Below are 19,713 nucleotides of genomic sequence, written 5' to 3'. Positions count from 1 at the left end.
GCGCAACTCCGGCGAAAGTTTCCGCCCTGTACCCTAGATAAGCTCTCACGTCTTGTCTCGAAAGGTAAGACGCCATTGCCTCCCGTGCCCGAAATTTCGGGTCCGGCCTCGCGCAGGGCTGTCGCCTGCCGGACGGGGGAGCGCCGTCGCATCCCCCACGTTCATGAGATGCGGAGGGGGTGGTGGAGATGCTTCGCGCCAACAAGCGCGCGCCCACGCCCCCCACACCCTCGGGCAGCGAGGGTGCAGGCACCCCACTCAGTGGGAGGGCTCGTCCGCAAGCTCGCCCCTCCCCTCGGGGCATGGTTGACTGCCACACCTGGGGCACGCCGGGCCCCACCTCCGGCGATGCGGGAGGACTGCGTGGCGAACCAGAAGCTGCTGAAGGCCGGGGATGCGCTGCCGGACGTGACGCTGCCGGGAGCGGGCAACCAGCCGGTGCGCCTGCGCGACCTGGCCGGGCAGAAGGTGCTCGTCGTCTACTTCTATCCGAGGGACGACTCGCCGGGTTGCACGGTGCAGGCGTGCGGCTTGAGAGACCAGTACGAGGACTTCGTCGCGGCGGGCGCGGAAGTGGTGGGCATCAGCGGTGACTCCTCCGCGTCCCACCAGGGCTTCGCCGCCAAGCACCGCCTGCCCTTCGTGCTGCTCAGCGACGAGAAGGGCGAGGCGCGCCAGGCCTTCGGCGTTGGCACCTCCTTCCTGGGCATGCTCCCCGGCCGCGTGACGTTCGTCGTGGACCGCGCCGGAGTCATTCGCGACAGCTTCGAATCCCAGATTCGCGTGGGCGAACACGTGCGGCGCTCCCTGGAGCTCGTCCGCTCGCTCGCCGGTGAAGCCGCTCCCGCCACAGGGAAGTGATGGGGTGGATGCGCGGGTGCGCGCCTCGGAATGTCGCGGCCGCACGGGCGCGTCCCATGCGCGAACACGTTGCGCGGCCCCCGGGGCAGCGCACCCCCGCTCCACCGCGCCAACCCCGCGAAGCGCCTGGGTTTCCGCCCGCGTAAAGCCCGTGGCCCATGCCTTGCTCTTGTGTCCGGATGCCACGCGATGACCGCGCGGCACGACGCAAGGAACACGGCCATGAACACCCAACCCGAAAGCTTCTACGACACGGTCCTCTTCGCGCTCGGCCCCGTCGTCCTCGGCTACGCCGCGTGCATGGTGGCGCTGCTCGTGTCGTACGCGCGCCCCTAACCACGCCCACGTGTCGGGGCCTGGACGGGATTCCTTGGGAAGAGATATAAGCAGAATACCGCGACAGGACCGCATTCTCTGAATGAGGGCCGCCGCGCACTCCGCGAAGTCACTCCCAAGCATTCCCCGAAAGGAAGTCCGACATGAGCTTCAGCTCAGGTGGTCGCCTCAATTGGTGGATGGGTGCAGTTGTCAGTGTCTCGCTGCTGGGTGCCTGTGGTTCGCCAGAGGAGCGGGCGGGAGAGGTTCCCGTCGAGGGCGAGACGGCGCGAGACGCGGTCGCCGGAGATGTCGCCGTGAAGTTGTCCACGCCGCGCCAGTCGCTGGCCGCGCGTGAGGGCGTGAGCGTGACGGTGACGCTCACCAACGTGTCGAAGGACACGGTGCGCCTGCTCAAGTGGCACACGCCCACGGAGGGGCTGAAGGAGGACCTGTTCGCCATCACCGTGGACGGCGCGGCGGTGGAGTACCAGGGCCGGCACTACAAGTGGGCCACGCCGGTGGAGAGCGACTTCCTGCGCATGGCCGCGGGCGAGAGCGTCTCGTACACGGTGGACCTGGGCGAGACGTATGACTTCTCGCGCACGGGCAACTACAGCCTGCGCTACGACTCGGACGCGCACGACTCCACCGTGGGCCACGAGGGCATCTCCCAGCTGCGCTCGGACAGCCTGAACCTCTTCGTCGAGGGCCGCCCCTTCGTCGACCTGGGCGCCGACCAGGACGGCACCGTCTCCTCCATGGCGCTGTCCACCGCGAACTGCACGGCCGCGCGGACGACCCAGGTGACGACGGCGTTCGCCAACGCGAAGACGATGTCCACGAACTCCATCAACTACCTCGTCAATGGAGTGCCGCCGTACCTCCGGTACACCACGTGGTTCGGGACGTACAGCGCGGCCAACAAGACCATCGTCCAGAACCACTTCAACGCCATCCTGAGCGGCTTCAACAACCAGTCGGTCATCGTCGATTGTGGCTGCACGGACAGCGCCTACGCGTACGTCTACAAGAACCGTCCCTACCGCATCTACGTGTGCAACGCCTTCTGGCCCGCGCCCGCGACGGGCACGGACTCCAAGGCCGGCACGCTGATTCACGAAATCAGCCACTTCACCGTGGTGGCGGACACGGACGACCACGCCTACGGACAGAGCGCCTGCAAGAACCTGGCGAACTCCAGCCCGACGAACGCGCGCGACAACGCGGACAGCCACGAGTACTTCGCGGAGAACACGCCCGCGCAGTAGTGACGGGCCTCCAGTGACATGATGTGACGCGAAGCGGGGGCGCGGCCGGGCGCCCCCGTTTTGTTTTCCGGGCGGCGCGAGGCCTTGTGCCCCACGCCGTCTTCCGAGGGCGGAGCAAACCATGACGCGTGGACATGTGGGCCGCATCGCGCTGCTGACCCTGGCCATCACCGGGGCGGGCTGTGCGTCGCGCAAGGAAGAGACAGCGCCGCCAGCGGACGCGCGGCAACAGGAGGAGGCAGCCGTGGCGAAGACGCTGGAGTGCTCGCTGAGCGGCCCCGCGCAGGTGAAGGCGGGTGAGCCGGTGGAGCTGGTGTTCAAGCTCACCAACCCCACGAAAGAGCCCCTGTACGTGCTCAAGTGGCACACGCCACTGGAAGGCATCCGCAACGACATCTTCACGGTGACACGCGCGGACTCGGCGGCGGAGTTCTCCTACGGAGGTCCGATGATGAAGCGCGGGCCACCGGATGCGTCCTCCTACGCGACCATCGCCCCCGGGGAGTCGGTGGAGGGCACGGTGGACGCGGCGCTCGCATACGGGCTCCAGGAGCCGGGCACCTACCGCATCACCTTCCGGGGACCGCTGATGGACGTCACCTCCGACCAGGCGAAGGTCCCCGCCCTCGCGGGCGAATACCACGACGTGGCGCTGAAGTGCCCCGAGGTCGTCGTGACTGTCACGTAGGTCGCGAGGTGGAGGCGCGACGGGGCGCTCGCGCGCGGGCTACAGCGCGAGCACGCCCTGCACGGACTCCATCATCCGCACGCGCCGCTGGGTGACGGGGCTGCTGCCATCCAGCAGCGCCGCCGTCTCCGCCAGCACCTGCTCCAGCGGATAGCGCTTCACGTACGGGTCCGGCGTCGTCTGGCCGCCGGGCACCGTGGACTGCCAGCCCACCATCAAGTCAGTGGCGCCCTCCAGCGCGGCCTCCACGGCGGCGAACGCGAGCCGGCCCGCAATCATCCGGTCATGGTGGGTGGGACTGCCGCCGCGCACCAGGTGGCCCAGCACCATGCCGCGCGCCTCCACGCCCTTCAGGTCCTTCAAGCGCTCCTGGAGCCGCGAGACGAGCAGCGGCGTGGGCAGCTCCACGCCCTCCGCCTTCAGCACGAGCACCCGGCGCTTGGTGCGCCCCTCCGCGAGGTTGCGCCGCACCAGGTCCTCCAGCGCCTGGAGGATGTCCGCCTCGCCCCTGCCCTGCTCCCGGAACAGCACCGCGTCGGCGCCCGCGGAGACGGCCGCCGCCATCGCCAGGTAGCCGCAGTGCCTGCCCATCACCTCGACGATGAAGGCCCGACGGTGGGCGCGCGCGGTGTCGGAGATGCGGTCGCACGCCTCCACAATCGTGTTGAGCGCGGTGTCCACGCCGATGGCGGACGCGCTGCAGCCGATGTCGTTGTCGATGGAGGCGGGGATTCCGACGATGGGCGTCTTGCACTCGCGCGCCAGCAGGTGCGCGCCGGTGAGGCTGCCGTTGCCGCCGATGACGACGAGGCCCGACAAATCCTCCAGCCTCCGAGCCGCGTCCGCGCGTCCCTCCGGCGTCATGAAGCGCTGGCTGCGGGCGCTGCCCAGGATGGTCCCGCCCAACTGGCCGCTCGCATCCAGCTCCGGCTCCGGCACCAGCGGGCCACCCTCGCCGTCGGGCCGGGTCAGCTCTCGGAAGCGGCCCTCCATCAACCCCTCGTAGCCGAACTCCACGCCCAGCACGCGCACGCCGCGCACCGCCGCCACGCGCACCAGGGCGCGCAGCGCCGTGTTCATCCCCGGCGAATCCCCGCCAGACGTCATCACCGCGAGTGTCCTGGCCATGAGCCTCTCCTCGTGCGTGTTCCAGCGCGGGACGCCGCGAGCGTCCGTGAGGCCTCACCATAGCGCGAGGAACACGGCCCCCGTGAAGCTCAGCCCACCACCAGCCGCGCGCGCTGCCGCGCCGGACGGATGTGCGCCCGCGCCCCCGCGCCGAAAACCAGGAAGTCCTCTTCCATCCCGTCACTGAAGATGACGCCCCCCGACGGCATCCTCGACTCCAGCACCAGCTCCTGCTCCTCCGTCACGAAGCCGCCCACCACCTCCGCGCCCGAGTGACGACTCACGAAGGGCTCGCGCACCACGAAGGCCAGCCGGGGCTCCTCCCACCCCAGCCGCCACGGCGCGCCCGGCACGCCGCCCGTCTGCGCGGTGAGGCTCCGGGCCAGGGTGAAGATTGAGGACAGCCACCCGCTGGAGCCCGCCCCCGTGGACACCAGCACGCCACTGGACGACTGCGACTCCTCCTGTCCGCCATGGCTCAACCTGTAGCGCGCCGACACGTGCGTCCGGGCGCCGATGAACAAGTCATTGAAGGCCAACAGCCGCTGCCCATCCTCCAGCCGGGCCTCCGCCAGCGTGACGCCGCGCAGCCGGGCCTTGCCCTCGAGCACCTTGCGCACCGCGCCACGCGCCCCCGCGACTTCGTAGGGCAGGAGCACGCCGTCGAAGCGCTCCGGGTCCGGATTCACGCCCACCAGCGGCTGCTCCCCCACGTACTTGGCCACGTTCGCCACCAGCCCGTCCTGCCCGGCGACCACCACGATTTCCTTCCCGCTGAAGAGGAAGGTGGGCACCAGGCCCCGGTCCACGTGCTGCACGGGAAGCCCCACGTCCAGCGAGTCGCGGAGCCGGTCCACCGCGCGCACGTAGGCTTCGTCCTCGCGCTCGAACTCCTCGAAGTCCTGCCCGGCGTGCTCCACGTAGAACTTCGCCTGCTTCTTCGTGTTGAAGCGCTCCACCAGCCCCGCCAGCCGTGTGCGGCGGGTGACGAGCAGGATTTTCTCGAACATGGCCCGGCCCTCCCCTCGTGGTGACTCAGCGCTCGCGGGCAGGCCCCTGCGTGGCATTCCGAGGGGTGTCCCTCGGCGGCTTCGCACCCGCGTTCATCAGCGAGTTCAAGAGGTCCGGAGACACGTTCAGCTCGCCGATGCGGTGCGCGTTCTCCGCCATCTCCCGGAAGGCGAGCGCGATGTTCAGCGCAGGGTCCCCGCCGCTCGCGGACGTGGCCATCAACGTCTTCCAGTCCACCCCGCGCACCGGCGCCAGCGTCTTCTCCAGCGCGTAGGCCCGCGCGTCGGCGGCCTGCTTCTCGTTCTGCGCCCAGCGCTCCATCAGCGCCGAGCGCTGCTCCTCCACCGCGATGTCCCCCGCCATCTTCGCCTCGCGAATCTGCCGCTGCCGCTCCTGCACGGCCAGCTCCGTCGCCAGCTCGCTTTCCTTGATGCGGCGCTCCTGCTCCACCGCCGCGTTGCGCCGCGCGTAGATGGCCTCGTCCGCCTGGCGCTGCAGGCCCTCGCGCGCATCGGCCTCCAGCGCCCGCGCCATCTCCGGCGTCGGCTTCGCGGACAGGAGCGAGAACGCCATCACCTCCACCCCCAGCGCCCGGATGGGCTCCGCCGCCGAAAGCGACGCCAGCACCTGGGCTTCAATCGTCTGCGCCCCCACCAGCACCTCGCGCAGCGCCATCCCCTGCACCACCGTGCGCGCCCGCACCTGCGCCACCTGCACCAGCCGCTCCGGCAACTTCTCCGGGTCCTCCGAGCGATACCGCCCCGACGGCCCCAGCGAGTAGTCCAGGAGCGACGACAGCTTGCGCGCGTCCGCCACCCGGTACGTGAGCTGCCCCTGCAGCGTCACCGCCTGGAAGTCCCGCGTGATTTCGTTGAACGCGAAGGGCACGTCCACGCTCGACAGCGGCACGCTCACCAGCGTCGCGGACGGCTTCCAGTAGAAGAACGAGAGCCCCGCCCCCTCTCGCACCACCTGTCCCCCCTCGAACTGCATCACATACGACGTCGGTGCCGCCTTCATGTACCCGATGACCATGCGCCCGCCCTCGCTGCTTCGTGTACCTTCGACACATACTTAGTGTCCAATTAACACAAAATCAAATCAAAGCGACGGAGCGGTCCACCGGCCCACGCGCGGTCGGCGCCCGTCACCGCGAAGCGGGAGGCCGTGCGTCGCCTCGACAGGGGTCCAGGGCGAGGATGCGCTGCTCGGCCACCCCACTCCCGGCCCGGCACGTCATCACCGCGTCAGGGTCGATTCCCGAGCCGCTGAAAATCCGGGGGCGACAAAAGAAGGTCTTCAGTCGTGGACGAATGGGGCGCGCGTGCGCAGGGTTGCGGGGAAGCCCTGGTCCGGTTCCTTCGGGACGAAGTCGGCGGTGAAATCGCCAGGAGCAGCATGCCTCGACACCAAGGGACGACTCGACGCCCCAGGCTGGGAAGCCACGCGACACACCCGCTCGGGCGAATCATGCCGCTCGCGGCCCGCCGCCCCCGGCCCCGCCCTTGCAAATCCACGGGAGGGGACATGCCATGCACATCGCGGTGATTTCGGACCTCCACCTGGGCAGGCGCGACGTGGCGGACCATTTCGGCCACGAGGACTCCGCCTTCGCCCGCTTCCTGCGCGTGCTGGAAGGCAACTTCGAGCGCATCGTCCTGCTGGGCGACATCTTCGAGACGCTCACGTCCCGGGCTCCTGGCCACCATGCGGCCGAGCTGGCCGCCGCGCGCGCCGCCCATCCGGAGCTGGTGCGCCGCTTCGCCGAGCCGAGGTACCACTACATCCACGGCAACCATGACCTGGTGGCCGGCGCGGTGCTCGGCGCGCCCGAGCAGCTGGTGCTCGAGGCCGACGGCGTCAGGATGTTGTTCACCCATGGGCACCACCACGACTGGGTCATCCGCAAGGCGCGCTGGTTCTCGGAGGCCGCGGTGTGGACGGGCGCGTGGCTGCGGCGCATGCACCTGCGCGCGATGTTCCGCATGTTCCAGGCCATGGACGCGCGCCTGATGCACGCGGTGCCGGACCCGGCGCGCTGCACCTTCCAGCAGTGGGCCCTGGCTCGCGCCAGCGACAGCGCCGCGGACATCGTCGTCACCGGGCACACCCACCTGGGCATGCGCGTGGAGCACGGCAGCCGGCTGTTTCTCAACAGCGGAACCTGCTCGGAGGGCCAGTTCTCCTTCCTCAGCCTGGACACCCGCGCCGGCCAGTACGCGCTGCACACCACCTGGTAGTGCACAGGCCGGCCGGACGCGGAGGGGGCGACGGGCCGGGCCCCCTCACGTTCCGCTCGCTCCCACCCGGGACGGGCGAAGTAACATCGCCGGATGTTCAGGCGGCTCACCCAAGCGCTCCGGCTTCTCGCGCGGAGCATCCCGGGTCCGAGCTCCGACGAAGGGTCTCCACGCGGCGGCGAGGTACCTTCCGAGGAGGCTCCGGACCGCGCCCGCCGAGCACCCGCCGCCCGCCGCGCCTCGCAAGCTCCGGACCGCGCGGCCCGCTACTTCGACCTGCACGACGACTTCCGCCCCCCGGACCGGCGCGAGCTGAGCGACCCGGTGTCCCTGGACGGGCGGAAGATGAACTCCGTCTGGTTCTTCACCTCCGGCGCCGCCGTGCCGCACCGGGGCCGGCTGAAGCTGACCGCCGAGCCCCCCGGCCGCCCCCTCGACTTCTCCCTGGCGGGCGCGGGCCTCACCCCCGTCGTCCACGCCTCCGTGGCCGCCATCTTCAGGGAGCTCGCCCCCGACGACGTGCAGCTCATCCCCGTGGAAGTCGAGCGCGAGCCGGAGTCGTTCTTCATCCTCGTCGCCACCCGCCTGGTCCGCTGCCTGGACGAGACCGCCTGCGCGGAGGTCTCCCACTACACCGCCGAGGACGGCCCCCCCGAGCGCGTGGGTCACTACCGCACCGTTCGCGGCCTGCGCATCGACCCCGTGAAGACCGAGGGCGCCCGGGTGCTGCGCACGTGGGGCTGGCCCGTCAGCCTCATCGTCTCCGAGGGAATCAAGGAGGCCCTGGAGCACGCCGGCGTCTCCGGCGTCCGCTTCGCCGAAGTCACCCCTCCAGCCGCCCCCCGCAAACGCCGCCGCAAGTCCCGGAGCAAGCCGCGCCGGGGCTGACCCACCCGACTTCCAGAGTTTGATGCCCAAAGTGCTTGACACCGAGGGGTCGTGAACTTGTGGGGTAGGTAAACCAACTGTATCTTTCTCGCCTTACAGCTAATTCCTGAGGCGAAAGTTGGACAGGCTCGACGCGCCAGTGCCGGTTCCCGCAGAGGACGTTTACTTCGGGAAATACAGAATTCTGCAACGGCTCGCGGCGGGTGGGATGGCGCACATCTTCCTGGCCTCCATCGACGGGCCGGACGGCTTCTCCAAGCCGTGCGTCATCAAGCGGGTGCTGCCGGAGTACGCGAACCTGGAGGCGTTCAGCCGGATGTTCGCGGACGAGGCGAAGGTCGCCGCGCTGCTGACCCATCCGAACATCGTGCAGGTCTTCGACTTCGGGAAGATTGATGGCCAGTACTACCTGGCCATGGAGTGGATTCAGGGCCAGGCGTTGGACCGGGTGCTGCGGCACGCGTGGAAGTCGCACTTCCCGCTGGGCCAGCGGGTGGCGGTGGACGTGGGCATCGCCGTGGCGGACGCGCTGGCGTATGCGCACTCGAAGACGCTGCCGGACGGCACGCCCCTGAAGCTGGTGCACCGCGACGTCACGCCGGGCAACGTGCTGGTGTCGCGCGACGGCATCGTCAAGCTGGCCGACTTCGGCATCGTGAAGAGCGCGGTGAACGTCGAGCGCACCAGCGTGGGCGTGGTGAAGGGCAAGTACGCGTACATGTCCCCGGAGCAAATCACCAACCGGGAGTTGGACCACCGCTCGGACCTCTACTCCCTGGGCATCGTCCTCTACGAAGCGTCCACCGGACGCCGGCTGTTCAAGCGCGAGACCGTGGAGCAGACCATCATCGCCGCCACCCAGGTGCAGGTGACACCGCCTTCACAGGTGTCACCGGGTTTCATGCCGGAGCTGGAGCGCATCATCCTGCGCCTGCTCGAGAAGGAACCCGACGCGCGATACCAGAGCGCCCGGGAGCTGGCCATGGACCTGGAGCGCTTCCGCGCCGCGCAGAACTGGACGTCGGGCGGGCGCGAGCTGGCCACGCTGGTGACGTCGCTGTTCCCCGCCGACAAGACGGGCCACCACAACACCGCGCTGTCCGCGTTCGGCTCGTCATCCACCAGCGGCATGTCCAGCGGCGGCGTGCCATTGGAGCGCACGCCGAACCCCAGCGTGCGGCTTGGACCTCCCGTGGAGGAGCGGACCTCTCCCACCACGCGCGGCCCGGTCGCGGACGCCGCGCTGGCCATCCCCGTGGACCTGGCAGAGCCGCCGTTCCCCTGGCCCATCGTGTTGACCGCGGGAGCCGCGGCCTGCGCCAGCGCCTTGTTCTGGTACTTCGTCGCCTGAGAATGACGGCCTTCGTGCCCGGGCTGACGTGGCGCATGCGGTGAGACCGAGAAGCGGATGAAACAGAAGACCTGGATTGCCGTCATCGTCGTCGGAACACTCGCCGTCAACGCCATGGCGTACGTCGTGATGCGCAAACGCCGCGCGACGGAGGCCATTCCCGCCACCGCCTCTGTCACGCCGCCCCGGCCTCCGTCAGCGACGACCGCGCCGCCACCGCCCGACCCCGTCACCGCCCCGCCGGTGGATGACGCGAGCGAGGGACTGGCCCGCGCGCGCCGGGCCGCCGGACTCGCCGCCCTGGAAGACCGCGACTACGACACCGCCGTCAGCGAGTTCACCGAGGCGCTGAGCCTGCGCAAGACGCCCGGCGGAGACCTGGTCGAGCTGTTGCGCATCGCCACCGACCTCCAGTCGCGCGAGCGCAGCCGGGGACGCGGAGAGCAGGCCAAGGCGACCCGGGAGCCCCCGACGCGGCAGACCGCCCGCTCGCGCGCCTCCAGGGCCGCCGCCGCTCGCGCGCAGCAGCAGCAACCCAGGGAAGAAACCACCGTGCTGGAGGAGCCTCGCGGCGGTCTTCTGCTGGTGACGTCCACGCCGCCGGGCCTCGTGGTGCAGGTGGATGGGAAAGCCGTGGACCTGACGCCCGCGCGACTGCCCCTGCGCGCGGGGACGTACCGCGTGGCGCTCGCACAGGGCGACCGCCGGCTGGTGGAGGAGACGGTGGAGCTGGAGGAGGACGGTGTGCGCTCCATCAACCGCGACCTCAGCGAGCAGCTGGCCCCACCACCGCCCGTCGCCGCGAAGCCCGCAGCGCCCGCTCCCCCCGTCGCCGCGCCCGCCGCCGCCGTGGAGCCTCCGCCCACGTCCGTGGCCACCGCCGCGGTCGCGAAGAGCGCCGCGACGGGCAGGGGTGAGCTCGACATCACCTCTCCGTCCCTCTACGGCGAGGTCTGGGTCAACAACCGTCCCTATGGCTTTCCCCCGCTCGTCGCCCAGAACCTCCCCGCAGGCCCCGCCCGCGTGGAGGTCCGCGTCAACGGCGAGGTGAAGCGTCGCATGAGCGTCGAGGTCGAGCCGGGTCGTCGCACGGCCGTCCGGGTGCGCTGAAGCCCCGCCGCGCACCGCTGTCTCCCATTCCTTTTCAGACGCGGGCCCTGGCCGCCCACGCCCCGTCCTTGCCCAGAGGTCCGCCCCCCATGCCGTTCCGCCCTCGCTGGCCCCGCCCCGTCCTGCTCTCGCTGCTGCTCTCCGCCACGCCCTCCGCCCTCGCCCAGTGGGAGCCGGAGACCTCCGAGCCCACCACCGAGGCCGAAGTCGCTCCCCCGCCGCCCGCGTCGGGACAAGAGGAGCTGCCGCTCGACGAAGAGTCGGACGTGCACAGCCAGGTGGCCTCGTTCGCGATAACCAAGCTGCGCGACTCGCCCGCCGTGGTGACGTCGATGACGACGGAGGAGATTCGCAACTCGGGCGCGCGCGACTTGATGGACCTGCTGCTCCAGGTGCCGGGCTTCTTCTTCGGCGTGGACGTGCAGGGCGCCGTCGGCCCGGGCTTCCGAGGGCTGTGGGGCTACGAGGGCAAGGTGCTGCTCGTCGTCGATGGCAAGGAGCTCAACGAACAGCTCTACTCGACGATGCAGTTGGGCAACGAACTGCCCATCGAGCTGATTGAGCGCATCGAAGTCGTACGCGGCCCCGGCTCGGTCATCTACGGCGGCAACGCGGAGCTGGCCGTCATCAACGTCATCACCCGGGGCGTGCAGGGCAGCACCGACTTGATGGTGTCCGGCACGTACGGGCAGATGGAGAAGGTCAACGGACGACGGAGCCTGACGCTGTCGGGACGCAAGGTCTTCGAGTCCGCGCCAGGCCTGAGCGTCTTCGCGTCCGCGTCGCTGGGCCAGGGCCAGCGCAGCGATGCCCTGTTCCAGGACTTCTTCGGCAACACGGCGGAGATGGGCGGCAACACCAAGCTCAACCCGACGACGGTGCAGGCGGGCGTGGGCTACCGGGACCTCCAACTGAGCGTGCTGTACCAGCGCTTCGCCACGTCGGCCATCATCGCCTTCGACGAGGTGCTGGACGCCCCCGCGGCCACCGACTTCGAGTCCTTCCACGCGGAGCTGAGCAACCGGTTCCGTCCGAGTGAGCGGGTGGAAATCATCCCCCGCCTCAACCTGACACTCTCCGAGCCGTTCCGCGACGCGGACCAGGCCTCCGAGTTCTATTACGAGAAGCAGGTGATGCGGCTGCGCGGCCGGACGATGGCGCGCTGGGCGGCGCTGGACGTCCTGCAGCTCACCGGCGGCGTGGACGTGGCGTCGGACCAGGGCAAGCTCAGGGGTCCCGCGGACGTGGGGCTCCAGACGGCCTTCGGCGAGGACGGCGCCACCAGCGTCTCGTACCTCAACGTCGCGGGCTTCGTGGAGGCGTTCTCGGAGAACCCCATCGTCACGGTGGTGGCGGGCGCGCGGTATGAGAACCACAGCGACTTCGGCAGCTCGTTCGTCCCCCGGCTGGTGCTCTTGCGCGGCTTCGGTCCGTTCAGCGCCAAGGCGCTCTTCAGCCGCGCGTTCCGCGCGCCGGGCATCGAGAACATCAGCCTGGGCGCGGACGTGAAGCCCGAGCGCACCACGGTGTACGAGTTGGAGGGCACGCTGCGCTTCGGTGACGGCCACGCGCTGAGCGCCAACGCCTTCGACGTGGGCGTGTCGGACCCCATCATCTACTCGTACGACGCGGCGACGAACGAGGAGGCGTACCGCAACCTGGGACGGCTGGGCAGCCGGGGCGTCGAGCTGGACTACCACGTCAAGGGGAGCTGGGGCCGCGTCGCGCTCAACTACTCGTTCTACGCGCCGTCGGGCCGCAACGACGTGGCGGACTACCAGGTGCCCGGGCACTCCAACGCCTTCACCGGCATGCCCACGCACAAGGCCTCGCTGTCGGGCAGTCTCAAGGTGCAGCCATGGCTGTCCGTGAATCCCACGGCGGTGCTCGTGGGCCGGCGCTTCGCGGTGGACGTGCCCGACGACAACGGCGACTCGGCGGTGGAGGAGCTGCCCACGCAGCTCTTGCTCAACCTCTACGTGCGCGCGGAGGACGTGGGCACGAAGGGGCTGGAGATTGGCGCGGGCGTCTACAACCTGCTCGGCACGAACTTCCGCATCGCCCAGCCGTACAATGGCGGCCACGCACCGCTGCCCGTGTTCTCCCGCGAGTTCCTCGTCAAGCTCAGCTACCTGTTCGACCCGGGCCTGAGCGAGCTGTAGTCACGCCCCCGAGCCGGGTCCCACGCGGGCCCGGCCCCCGGACGCCGCCCCGAGCTCGGAAGCAGCCCGCGCGAGGCCGTCAGGCATGTCGCTCCCCAGACTCCGAGCCGCTGGCCTGTTGAACGGTGGGCGTCAGCGTCTCGGGAACTCACGGGAGAACACAGGCATGAACACCTCGCGAGAGGGGCCGGACTCGCGAGGGCGCCCACACCATCGCGACGCCAGTTCATCGTCATTGATCGGGTCTCTTCGGTCCCATTCTCGGGAACTTGTGGGGGCGCCTCGCGACGGGAGCGGACTCCCTCTCCTGCTCGTCTTGACTCGCGTCGTCTTCGACAGGAGCCGCGTCGTCTTCGACAGGCGCCGCGTCGTCTTCGACAGGAGCCGCGTCGTCTTCGACAGGCGCCGCGTCGTCTTCGACAGGGGCCGTGCCGTCTTCGACAGGGGCTTCGTCGTGGTTCACGTCGCGCCTGCGCTTGGTGCGCGCGCGCCCCCGGGCCACGCCCTCTCCAGCGGTGGTGGAAGAGGACAGGGAACTCGAGGAGCTGGCGACTTGCACCTCCTTGCAGCGCTGACACAGCCCCTCGAGCCGCCCGCGCAGATAGGCCAACGTCTTCGGCGCGTACACGTCCAGTTGGCCCAGCTCTGTTCCCAGGAGAATCTCGCCGTCGCTGTTCCGCGGGAGCACGACCCTGCGGAACTGGCGACTCTCCACGCGGTCAATCAGCGCCCGCAGGTCCTCGTCGAGAATCGCCGTGTTCTGCGCATAGGTGGCATCGGACCAGCGCCCCATCGCCGGTGACGTCCCGCCCGAGATGCGCAGCGTCCGCAGGGGGACGACATTGGGAACACCCACGACGCTCGTGCTGGAGTCCTCAAGGACGGACGGAGCCCGCTGCATCGCCTCCGAAACCTCCTGCACGTAGAGGTCCTCCTGATTGCGCGTCACCACCGACGGCACGAGCAGGGTCAACCGGGGGACGACCCGCACCTTCCCCAGCTGGGCGTTCGCCCAGTCGATGAGTTCCTGGACCTTCTTCTGCAAATGAGCCCACGTCCTGGGCGCGCCCTTCGGCAGGTTGGCGACCCCCGTGCCGATATCCAGCGTGTTGGACGCGAGGTTCCACGGCACGACGAGCGTCGTGTACAGGCCCTGCGTCAGGAGCCGGAGTGCCTCTGCGCAGTCGTCGTCGATGGCCTGCTGGTTCCTGGCGAAGTCCGTGTCGACCATGCCCACGCCGGGCACCCAGCACGTGCGCACCCCGAGCGCGTTCGGGTTCATGCGGATGATGGCCTGCGTACTGCTCTGGAAGTGTTTGTTCTTCTTCGACGCGTCGTTCTCACCGAAGAGAAAGAGCCCCCGTGGATGTCGGGTCGGCGTGTCGTGCTTGAAGTGGTTCGTGCTCGGCCAGAGGCACACGGGACCGGTCATCGCCGGGTCCGTCGAGGAGCCCCCCGCGCTCGAAGCCGTGCTGGACGAAGACGTGGCCGCTGACTGCGCGAGGGCCCTCAGCGCCCCTTCTCCACCTCGGCGGCGCCGCACGGCGAGGGCGGCGTACCGCTCGGGCGACCCCGCCACCGCGGGCCCCAACCCCTCCTCCGGGCATACCGCCTCGTAGTGCGCGTTCCTCAGGTTGGCGAGCCGCAGCAGGGGCGCCGCCTCATGCCCCTCCTCACGGGGCACGAAGTCCACCTCGTCGCTCCAATATGCGCGGGCGCTCGTCCTGGCGAAGGTCTGGAAACGCACGCGGAACAGGTTGGAGACCGCCGCCAGCACCACATGGTCTCCCCACACACCGTCCCGGCTCATCGCCCGCAGGTACTGACTCCAGGCATCCACCCCGTTGACGCGCCGGTATGCCGGCTCGTTCGGCCAGCCCGCCCGATGCCAGTCGAGCAGCAAACCCATGTCCCGCCGGAACGTCTCCACCGACACGGGCCCCACCCGTGCTCCACCGCCCCCTCCCCGCCCGGCGAGCAGGTCGTCCAGGTGATTGACCGCCAACTGGCGCACCGTGCCGTGGTGCCGCTCGTCGCCGAAGAGAAGCTGAGCCAGTGAGCGGAAGAGGCAGTCACCTCCCCCTGCGTTCGGCTCGCGCCGCTGATGGAGGGACGTCAGGTGTTCATCCATCGAGATGGTCCGGACGGCGCTCCTGCGCCCTCCATCCGACTCCAGGGTCGGCCGCTTGCCCCAATAGGCCGCCGTGTCGAAGCCCTCCGCCCGGAGCGCGACGAGCGTCAGACGCACTTGCATGGCATCCGCCACCAGGCTGCCGGAACGCTCGTGCTCGGCCTCACCGACCTGGGCCGCCGCCTCCAGAATCTGGTCGAGCGCCCTGGCCGCCACCTCGTCGGACTCCGTGGACTTCTGGTAGGCGAGACACAACGCCTCCAGCCTCCGCATCTCCTCGGAGCCCCTGGGCGCCTCCGGGACCTCGGGGGGCAGGGCGGTCTCCTCGACGACCAGCTTTTCGCGCCCGTCGTAGACCAGCCTCAAATCAGAGACGAGCGGCATGTGGTCGCTCATCTTCTTCGCGTCCGCCATCAGGTCGACCCAACGCGCGTCGTCGCTGCCCTTCAGCGTGACACCCGCGCCGCGCAGCTGCCCGAAGATGCGCTCCTCCTCCTCCAGCCGCGCATCCTCCCTCTGGATGAGCTGCCAGAAAGGTCTCAGGTGCTCGGGCAGGAGCTCGCCGTGGATGCGAAAGAGCTTTCGCTCCTTGTCAGTGGCGAGGACCATCGGGAACGGGATGACGAAGACCGAGGCCTGCTCCAGCCTCCAGCCATCCGTGCGCGGCGAGTACACGAGAATCTTGTCATAGCCACTCGCGCCATAACGTTGCTGGGGCGAAGTCGCGAACGACTCGATGAGCCCCAACACATCCTCGACGGAGTTGAGCAACGATACCGGCTCGCCGCGCTCCGTCGTGGAGGGGTTGAACGGAAGGGCCTTCACCGCCGTGTTCAGCAGCGCGCGCAGGGACTGCTTGGAGCCACTGCCAAAGTCGTGGTCCGCATCGGACGCCCAGGCCGTGAAATCACTCACCGCGAGGGTGGAGCGCTCATCGGCCAGTGCGTAGAGATGACTGGCATTCGCGCCGGGCCCCAGCAGCGTATCGAAGAACCGGTGGAACGAGAGCTTCGGCTTGCAGTCGGCGATGTACGGGGTGCCATCGGGCGCGAGGCCTTTTTTGGGCCTCGCGGTGTCGATGTTCAAGTCGGACAGGACGATGCCCAGGGCCTTGGCCTGGCGCTCGGCCTTGCAGTACTCGAGGAAGGCTGAAAAGTCCTTGCCCCGGGCAGGCCCATTGTCAGCCTTGGGCGAGGGCGGATGCCACGCGATGACGCCTATCTCCGGAGCCGCTTTCACCTTGGCGAGCCGCACCGGAATCCGCAGGGGCTCTCGCTTGCTGAAGAGGCTCCCGGCCTCCTTCTCTCCACGCGCCAGATAGGTGCTGACGTAGGAGACGGCCTCCTGGTCGATGCTCACCTTGGAGGCGCGCCACAGGACACCGTACGCCTCATCCTGCGTATAGAGCCCCTTGACGGCCCCTTCGGGCACCTCTCGGGGCCACGACTCGTAGACCTCCACATGACGGGCCCGGCACTGGGCGTTCAGCGCATCACGGATGCGCAAGAACTCGCGCAACCCCGCATGGGTCGACGGCCCGTCTTCGGTCTCGTTCTTGCGCCGGGCATAGGCCGCGAGCTTCGACTGATAGAGCCGATTGAGATGCTCGGTATTTGAACGAGACAGGATTTGTTCGAACTCGAACTCGCGCCCCTGCTTCCTGGAACGCGGCACCTCCTCCTTCGCGATGCTGAAGATGAACCCCTTGAAGAGTTCTCCGCAGTACGCGAGGAGCTGTTCGACGGCGAACTTCGCGAGCTTGTCGCGGGCAGTCCGCTCAGCTCCGAGTTCCGCATCCTCTCTCTCGGTGGTTGAGTAGCGCGGCGCGAAGGGCTGGAGCCAATCGTAGTACTCCTCTTCCACGAGCAACCGCACACAGTACGGGTGAAACTCCGCGATGAGCTTCGGGGTCTTGCGCTTCACATCGATTTCGGTCGCGACGAGCCGCGCGGCAGGGGCATCATCATCATCATCATCATCCGGCCCACCGAAGCGATCGATGAGCAGGGGCTCGCAAGCCTCCCATGCGGTTTCGATGCTCTCATTGAGTTCGTCGAGCCTCTCGGCATCGAGTTCTTGCGTCGTTTCGCTCCAATCCGGGTCAGGTGCTGATTCGGCCGTGACGCCCGGCCAGATGGCTCTGCGCACTCTCGTGGCGAAGATTTTCGCCAGGTCATTGGCGAACTCCGATTGCCACTCCCGGACAGCGGCATCCTCGGCATCCTGGGGGGCGACGTTCCTGACGGCGCTCGCGGCGGCCTTCTTTCTATAGCGCTTGGGCACCGGGAAGCGCTCCCACAGCGCGGTCAACGAATCGCCGCGCACGCGATTCGGCGGTGGCGGCACCGGTGGCTTGGGCTCAACCAGACGCTGGCCCCCCTTCTTCTTCAGCTCCAGGATGGTGACGAGGTCCGGGTTCGCCGCCCGGATGACGTGCGCCAGGGCGTCGATGGTCCACTGCTTGCGGACCGCGGGGGTTCCGCTCGGCCCTCCTCCCAGGTCCGCGATGTTCCACAGGAGCACCCGGAGCGGGAAGCTCCGGTCGAGCACGGGCGCGTCAGCCACGGTGGTCTCCGCGCCGAGCGGGACACTCCGGACCTCGGACCGCGCGTCCCTCAGCGCTTCGGGTGGCGACTCCAGGGGCGGGATGACGACTTCGGAGGAGGACACATCGAGCATCTGCGCATGCATCTGCTCGTTCGACAGCCGGTGCGAGTCCGTTGAGTCAAGGCTCTCCAGCACCTTGTCGTACTCATCCCCCATGAGCGAAGCGAGGGTTTCATCGTCATCGGAGACCGCCTGGGCCTCCACGTCGATGGGTGGGAGTTCGTCATCATCGCCGAGCGGCTGGAGGTCCGCGTCGTCATCGTCGTCGACCGGCTGGACCTCATCGTCCACATCATCCCAATCGTCACCGTCGGCGGCGGCCCAGTCGTTGTCATTCCCCTCGGCGGGGACGACAGGCAGGGGAGTGCCACAGGCGGCGCACCGGGGAGCGGCCTCCGCTCCGTCGTCCATGACTTCAGCGCGGCAGTTCGGGCATCGCATCGCGAAAGGCTCCCTGGATTACGAACGGTGAAGCAGGCCCAGCGCGGCGCGGGTCGCCTCGTCCACGTCACCGCTCGGAGGCAGCCCGAGCGCGTACTGAAACCACTCGACGGCCAGACGCGTCTTGGGCCCCAACTCCCCCTGCTCGCCTCCGCAGGAGAACCCCAGGTTCTCCAGGCGCTCCCGCAGCCCCTCCGGCGCGCTCGTCGACCGCAGCGCGACGAAGCGCAGCGTCAGGCGGCGCTCATCGGGGCGACCGGGCGCCACCGTCACCTCGCCCCTCACCGCGCGCTCCGGCAGCACCTGCACGACGCGCCCCTCGTCATCCGTCACGCCCTCCTGCGCGGGCAGCTCCTCCTCGTCATCCAGCCACACCTTCAGCAGATAGGGCTGGTGCGCGCGGGGTTGGTGCGCGCCGTCGCGCAGCACCAGCACCAGGGCCAGGGGAATGCCAATCCGGTGCACCACCTGCCGGTAACCTGTCTCCACGGTGACCCACTCCCGGGCGAAGGGCCGCGCCACGACGCGAGTCCCCGGCGCGGGTGCCACGTCGGACGCGAGCGCTTGTCCCGTTCGCGCATCCACGAGGCGCGATGGGCGCACTCCCCACCTCGCGGCGAGGACCGTGAGAGACTCGGTCCCCTCGCACGTCCAGGTGAGCGCCTTGGGCCGGGACGCCGGCCCCCATCGCGCGCTGGCCCCCGCCTCGCGAGGTGGCAGCTCCAACGCGCCGAGCACCCGCCACAGCGCGGGCTCCACGTCGAGCAACCGCAGGCGATAGCGGCCTTCCTCCAACCCCTCGAACAGCGCGACGCCCTGCTCATCCGTGCGCGTGCGCAGGGCTTCATCCCCTGTCAGCCGCGTCAGCTCGAGCGCCACGCCCGACAGCGGCGCCTCCCGGTCATCGACGACGACCACCTCCACCTGGCCCTTCCTGGACTCGAGTGGACAGGGGGCAATGGCGGCATCCGTCCCGGACGTGGGGAGTGGCATGGCAGTGGGTCCTCGCTCAGGCGTGCGTGTCGGGTCGGCCTGGGCGGCGGCGACATGCCCGTGCGACTCCGGTCAGGTGTCGGTCCCAGGCGGAGCATGGAGGAGGCGAAATGCCTCTTCCTTCCGTCGGTTCTGGAGGACCACGTCCTCGCGGCGGCGGCGCTCGTTCACCACCCTGCGAAGGCGCGCGACAGGGTCCGAGACGCCCGCGTCATCCAACCAGGTTCGCATCCAGGCATGAGGGCGTTGCTCCTCGAAGTCCGCGCCCAGCGACTCGGCGAGGCTGACGTAGAGCCGCACGTCCTCGAGCGCGAGGATGCCCCGGTCCACCGCCCGGCGAACCACGGGCCGCAGCCGCTCCCGCGTCCACGTCGGCTCCACACGAGCAGGCCCGGGCACGACAAGAGCCTGCTCCGCGAGAAGGTCCCCGACCCGCTGCTCGACCCGCGCATCCTCCGCGGAGAGCCGCAACGTGGTGATCTGCGACTCACGAATCCGCAACAACGGAGACACCCA

General features: G+C 69.2%; 14 protein-coding genes. 8 read left to right on the top strand and 6 right to left on the bottom strand.

Features of this window, described 5'->3' with window-relative positions:
• The first annotated feature begins 363 nt into the window (after positions 1-363).
• The 3 genes from HUA74_RS09615 to HUA74_RS09605 all read left to right on the top strand — a co-directional run bounded on the left by HUA74_RS09615 (position 364) and on the right by HUA74_RS09605 (position 3,135).
• Positions 364-861 carry a peroxiredoxin gene (locus HUA74_RS09615; RefSeq protein ID WP_141647101.1) on the top strand — a complete coding sequence of 166 codons (498 nt, stop codon included), beginning with the start codon at positions 364-366 and terminating at the stop codon, positions 859-861.
• Positions 862-1,340: 479 nt separating this feature from the next.
• Positions 1,341-2,447, top strand: coding sequence for a M35 family metallo-endopeptidase (locus HUA74_RS09610; RefSeq protein WP_174454264.1), 1,107 nt, complete (start codon positions 1,341-1,343; stop codon positions 2,445-2,447).
• 121 nt (positions 2,448-2,568) lie between these two features.
• Complete coding sequence (locus HUA74_RS09605) at positions 2,569-3,135, top strand: protease (protein ID WP_174454263.1); 567 nt, start codon at positions 2,569-2,571, stop codon at positions 3,133-3,135.
• Positions 3,136-3,174: 39 nt separating this feature from the next.
• On the opposite strand, the gene HUA74_RS09600 is transcribed toward HUA74_RS09605, so the two are convergent.
• The 3 genes from HUA74_RS09600 to HUA74_RS09590 form a co-directional block, all read right to left on the bottom strand.
• Positions 3,175-4,263, bottom strand: coding sequence for a 6-phosphofructokinase (locus HUA74_RS09600; protein WP_141647104.1), 1,089 nt, complete (start codon positions 4,261-4,263; stop codon positions 3,175-3,177).
• An 89-nt stretch (positions 4,264-4,352) separates the two neighbouring features.
• Entirely contained in the window at positions 4,353-5,273 is a 921-nt protein-coding gene (locus HUA74_RS09595) for an NAD+ kinase (RefSeq protein WP_141647105.1), read from the bottom strand.
• 25 nt (positions 5,274-5,298) lie between these two features.
• Positions 5,299-6,309, bottom strand: coding sequence for an SPFH domain-containing protein (locus tag HUA74_RS09590; RefSeq protein WP_174454262.1), 1,011 nt, complete (start codon positions 6,307-6,309; stop codon positions 5,299-5,301).
• A gap of 497 nt (positions 6,310-6,806) precedes the next feature.
• Here HUA74_RS09590 and HUA74_RS09585 point away from each other — a divergent pair, with 497 nt between their 5' ends.
• From HUA74_RS09585 to HUA74_RS09565, 5 genes are all read left to right on the top strand, one after another.
• Positions 6,807-7,514: a metallophosphoesterase family protein gene (locus tag HUA74_RS09585; protein ID WP_174454261.1), complete on the top strand. Its 708-nt coding sequence runs from the start codon at positions 6,807-6,809 to the stop codon at positions 7,512-7,514.
• 93 nt (positions 7,515-7,607) lie between these two features.
• Positions 7,608-8,402 carry an imm11 family protein gene (locus HUA74_RS09580; RefSeq protein WP_174454260.1) on the top strand — a complete coding sequence of 265 codons (795 nt, stop codon included), beginning with the start codon at positions 7,608-7,610 and terminating at the stop codon, positions 8,400-8,402.
• Positions 8,403-8,610: 208 nt separating this feature from the next.
• On the top strand, positions 8,611-9,753 hold the full coding sequence (locus HUA74_RS09575; RefSeq protein WP_174454259.1) for a serine/threonine-protein kinase: 1,143 nt from the start codon (positions 8,611-8,613) through the stop codon (positions 9,751-9,753).
• A 57-nt stretch (positions 9,754-9,810) separates the two neighbouring features.
• Complete coding sequence (locus HUA74_RS09570) at positions 9,811-10,863, top strand: PEGA domain-containing protein (protein ID WP_174454258.1); 1,053 nt, start codon at positions 9,811-9,813, stop codon at positions 10,861-10,863.
• Positions 10,864-10,952: 89 nt separating this feature from the next.
• A complete protein-coding gene (locus HUA74_RS09565; RefSeq protein ID WP_174454257.1) occupies positions 10,953-13,025 on the top strand; it encodes a TonB-dependent siderophore receptor in 2,073 nt (690 codons plus the stop codon).
• 232 nt (positions 13,026-13,257) lie between these two features.
• On the opposite strand, the gene HUA74_RS45145 is transcribed toward HUA74_RS09565, so the two are convergent.
• The 3 genes from HUA74_RS45145 to HUA74_RS09550 all read right to left on the bottom strand — a co-directional run bounded on the left by HUA74_RS45145 (position 13,258) and on the right by HUA74_RS09550 (position 19,701).
• Positions 13,258-18,174, bottom strand: coding sequence for a hypothetical protein (locus HUA74_RS45145; RefSeq protein WP_217443381.1), 4,917 nt, complete (start codon positions 18,172-18,174; stop codon positions 13,258-13,260).
• 48 nt (positions 18,175-18,222) lie between these two features.
• The gene (locus tag HUA74_RS09555) at positions 18,223-19,197 is read right to left on the bottom strand and encodes a peptidoglycan-binding protein (RefSeq protein WP_217443380.1); all 975 of its coding nucleotides are present in this window, start codon (positions 19,195-19,197) and stop codon (positions 18,223-18,225) included.
• A 72-nt stretch (positions 19,198-19,269) separates the two neighbouring features.
• A complete protein-coding gene (locus HUA74_RS09550; protein ID WP_174454256.1) occupies positions 19,270-19,701 on the bottom strand; it encodes a hypothetical protein in 432 nt (143 codons plus the stop codon).
• Positions 19,702-19,713 lie beyond the last annotated feature (12 nt).

Origin of the sequence: Myxococcus sp. CA051A (genome assembly GCF_013336705.1) — a bacterium.
Lineage (GTDB): Bacteria > Myxococcota > Myxococcia > Myxococcales > Myxococcaceae > Myxococcus > Myxococcus llanfairpwllgwyngyllgogerychwyrndrobwllllantysiliogogogochensis.
The sequence above is the reverse complement of the archived record's forward strand: the minus strand, read 5'-3'. Positions and strand labels throughout refer to the sequence as shown.

Excerpts from the sequence above, each read along its gene's own strand:
- HUA74_RS09605 (WP_174454263.1), top strand. The coding sequence starts at position 2,569 with ATGACGCGTGGACATGTGGGCCGCATCGCGCTGCTGACCCTGGCCATC.
- HUA74_RS09600 (WP_141647104.1), bottom strand. The coding sequence starts at position 4,263 with ATGGCCAGGACACTCGCGGTGATGACGTCTGGCGGGGATTCGCCGGGG.
- HUA74_RS45145 (WP_217443381.1), bottom strand. The coding sequence starts at position 18,174 with ATGGACGACGGAGCGGAGGCCGCTCCCCGGTGCGCCGCCTGTGGCACT.
- HUA74_RS09595 (WP_141647105.1), bottom strand. The coding sequence starts at position 5,273 with ATGTTCGAGAAAATCCTGCTCGTCACCCGCCGCACACGGCTGGCGGGG.
- HUA74_RS09610 (WP_174454264.1), top strand. The coding sequence starts at position 1,341 with ATGAGCTTCAGCTCAGGTGGTCGCCTCAATTGGTGGATGGGTGCAGTT.
- HUA74_RS09555 (WP_217443380.1), bottom strand. The coding sequence starts at position 19,197 with ATGCCACTCCCCACGTCCGGGACGGATGCCGCCATTGCCCCCTGTCCA.
- HUA74_RS09585 (WP_174454261.1), top strand. The coding sequence starts at position 6,807 with ATGCACATCGCGGTGATTTCGGACCTCCACCTGGGCAGGCGCGACGTG.
- HUA74_RS09580 (WP_174454260.1), top strand. The coding sequence starts at position 7,608 with ATGTTCAGGCGGCTCACCCAAGCGCTCCGGCTTCTCGCGCGGAGCATC.
- HUA74_RS09575 (WP_174454259.1), top strand. The coding sequence starts at position 8,611 with ATGGCGCACATCTTCCTGGCCTCCATCGACGGGCCGGACGGCTTCTCC.
- HUA74_RS09565 (WP_174454257.1), top strand. The coding sequence starts at position 10,953 with ATGCCGTTCCGCCCTCGCTGGCCCCGCCCCGTCCTGCTCTCGCTGCTG.
- HUA74_RS09590 (WP_174454262.1), bottom strand. The coding sequence starts at position 6,309 with ATGGTCATCGGGTACATGAAGGCGGCACCGACGTCGTATGTGATGCAG.
- HUA74_RS09570 (WP_174454258.1), top strand. The coding sequence starts at position 9,811 with ATGAAACAGAAGACCTGGATTGCCGTCATCGTCGTCGGAACACTCGCC.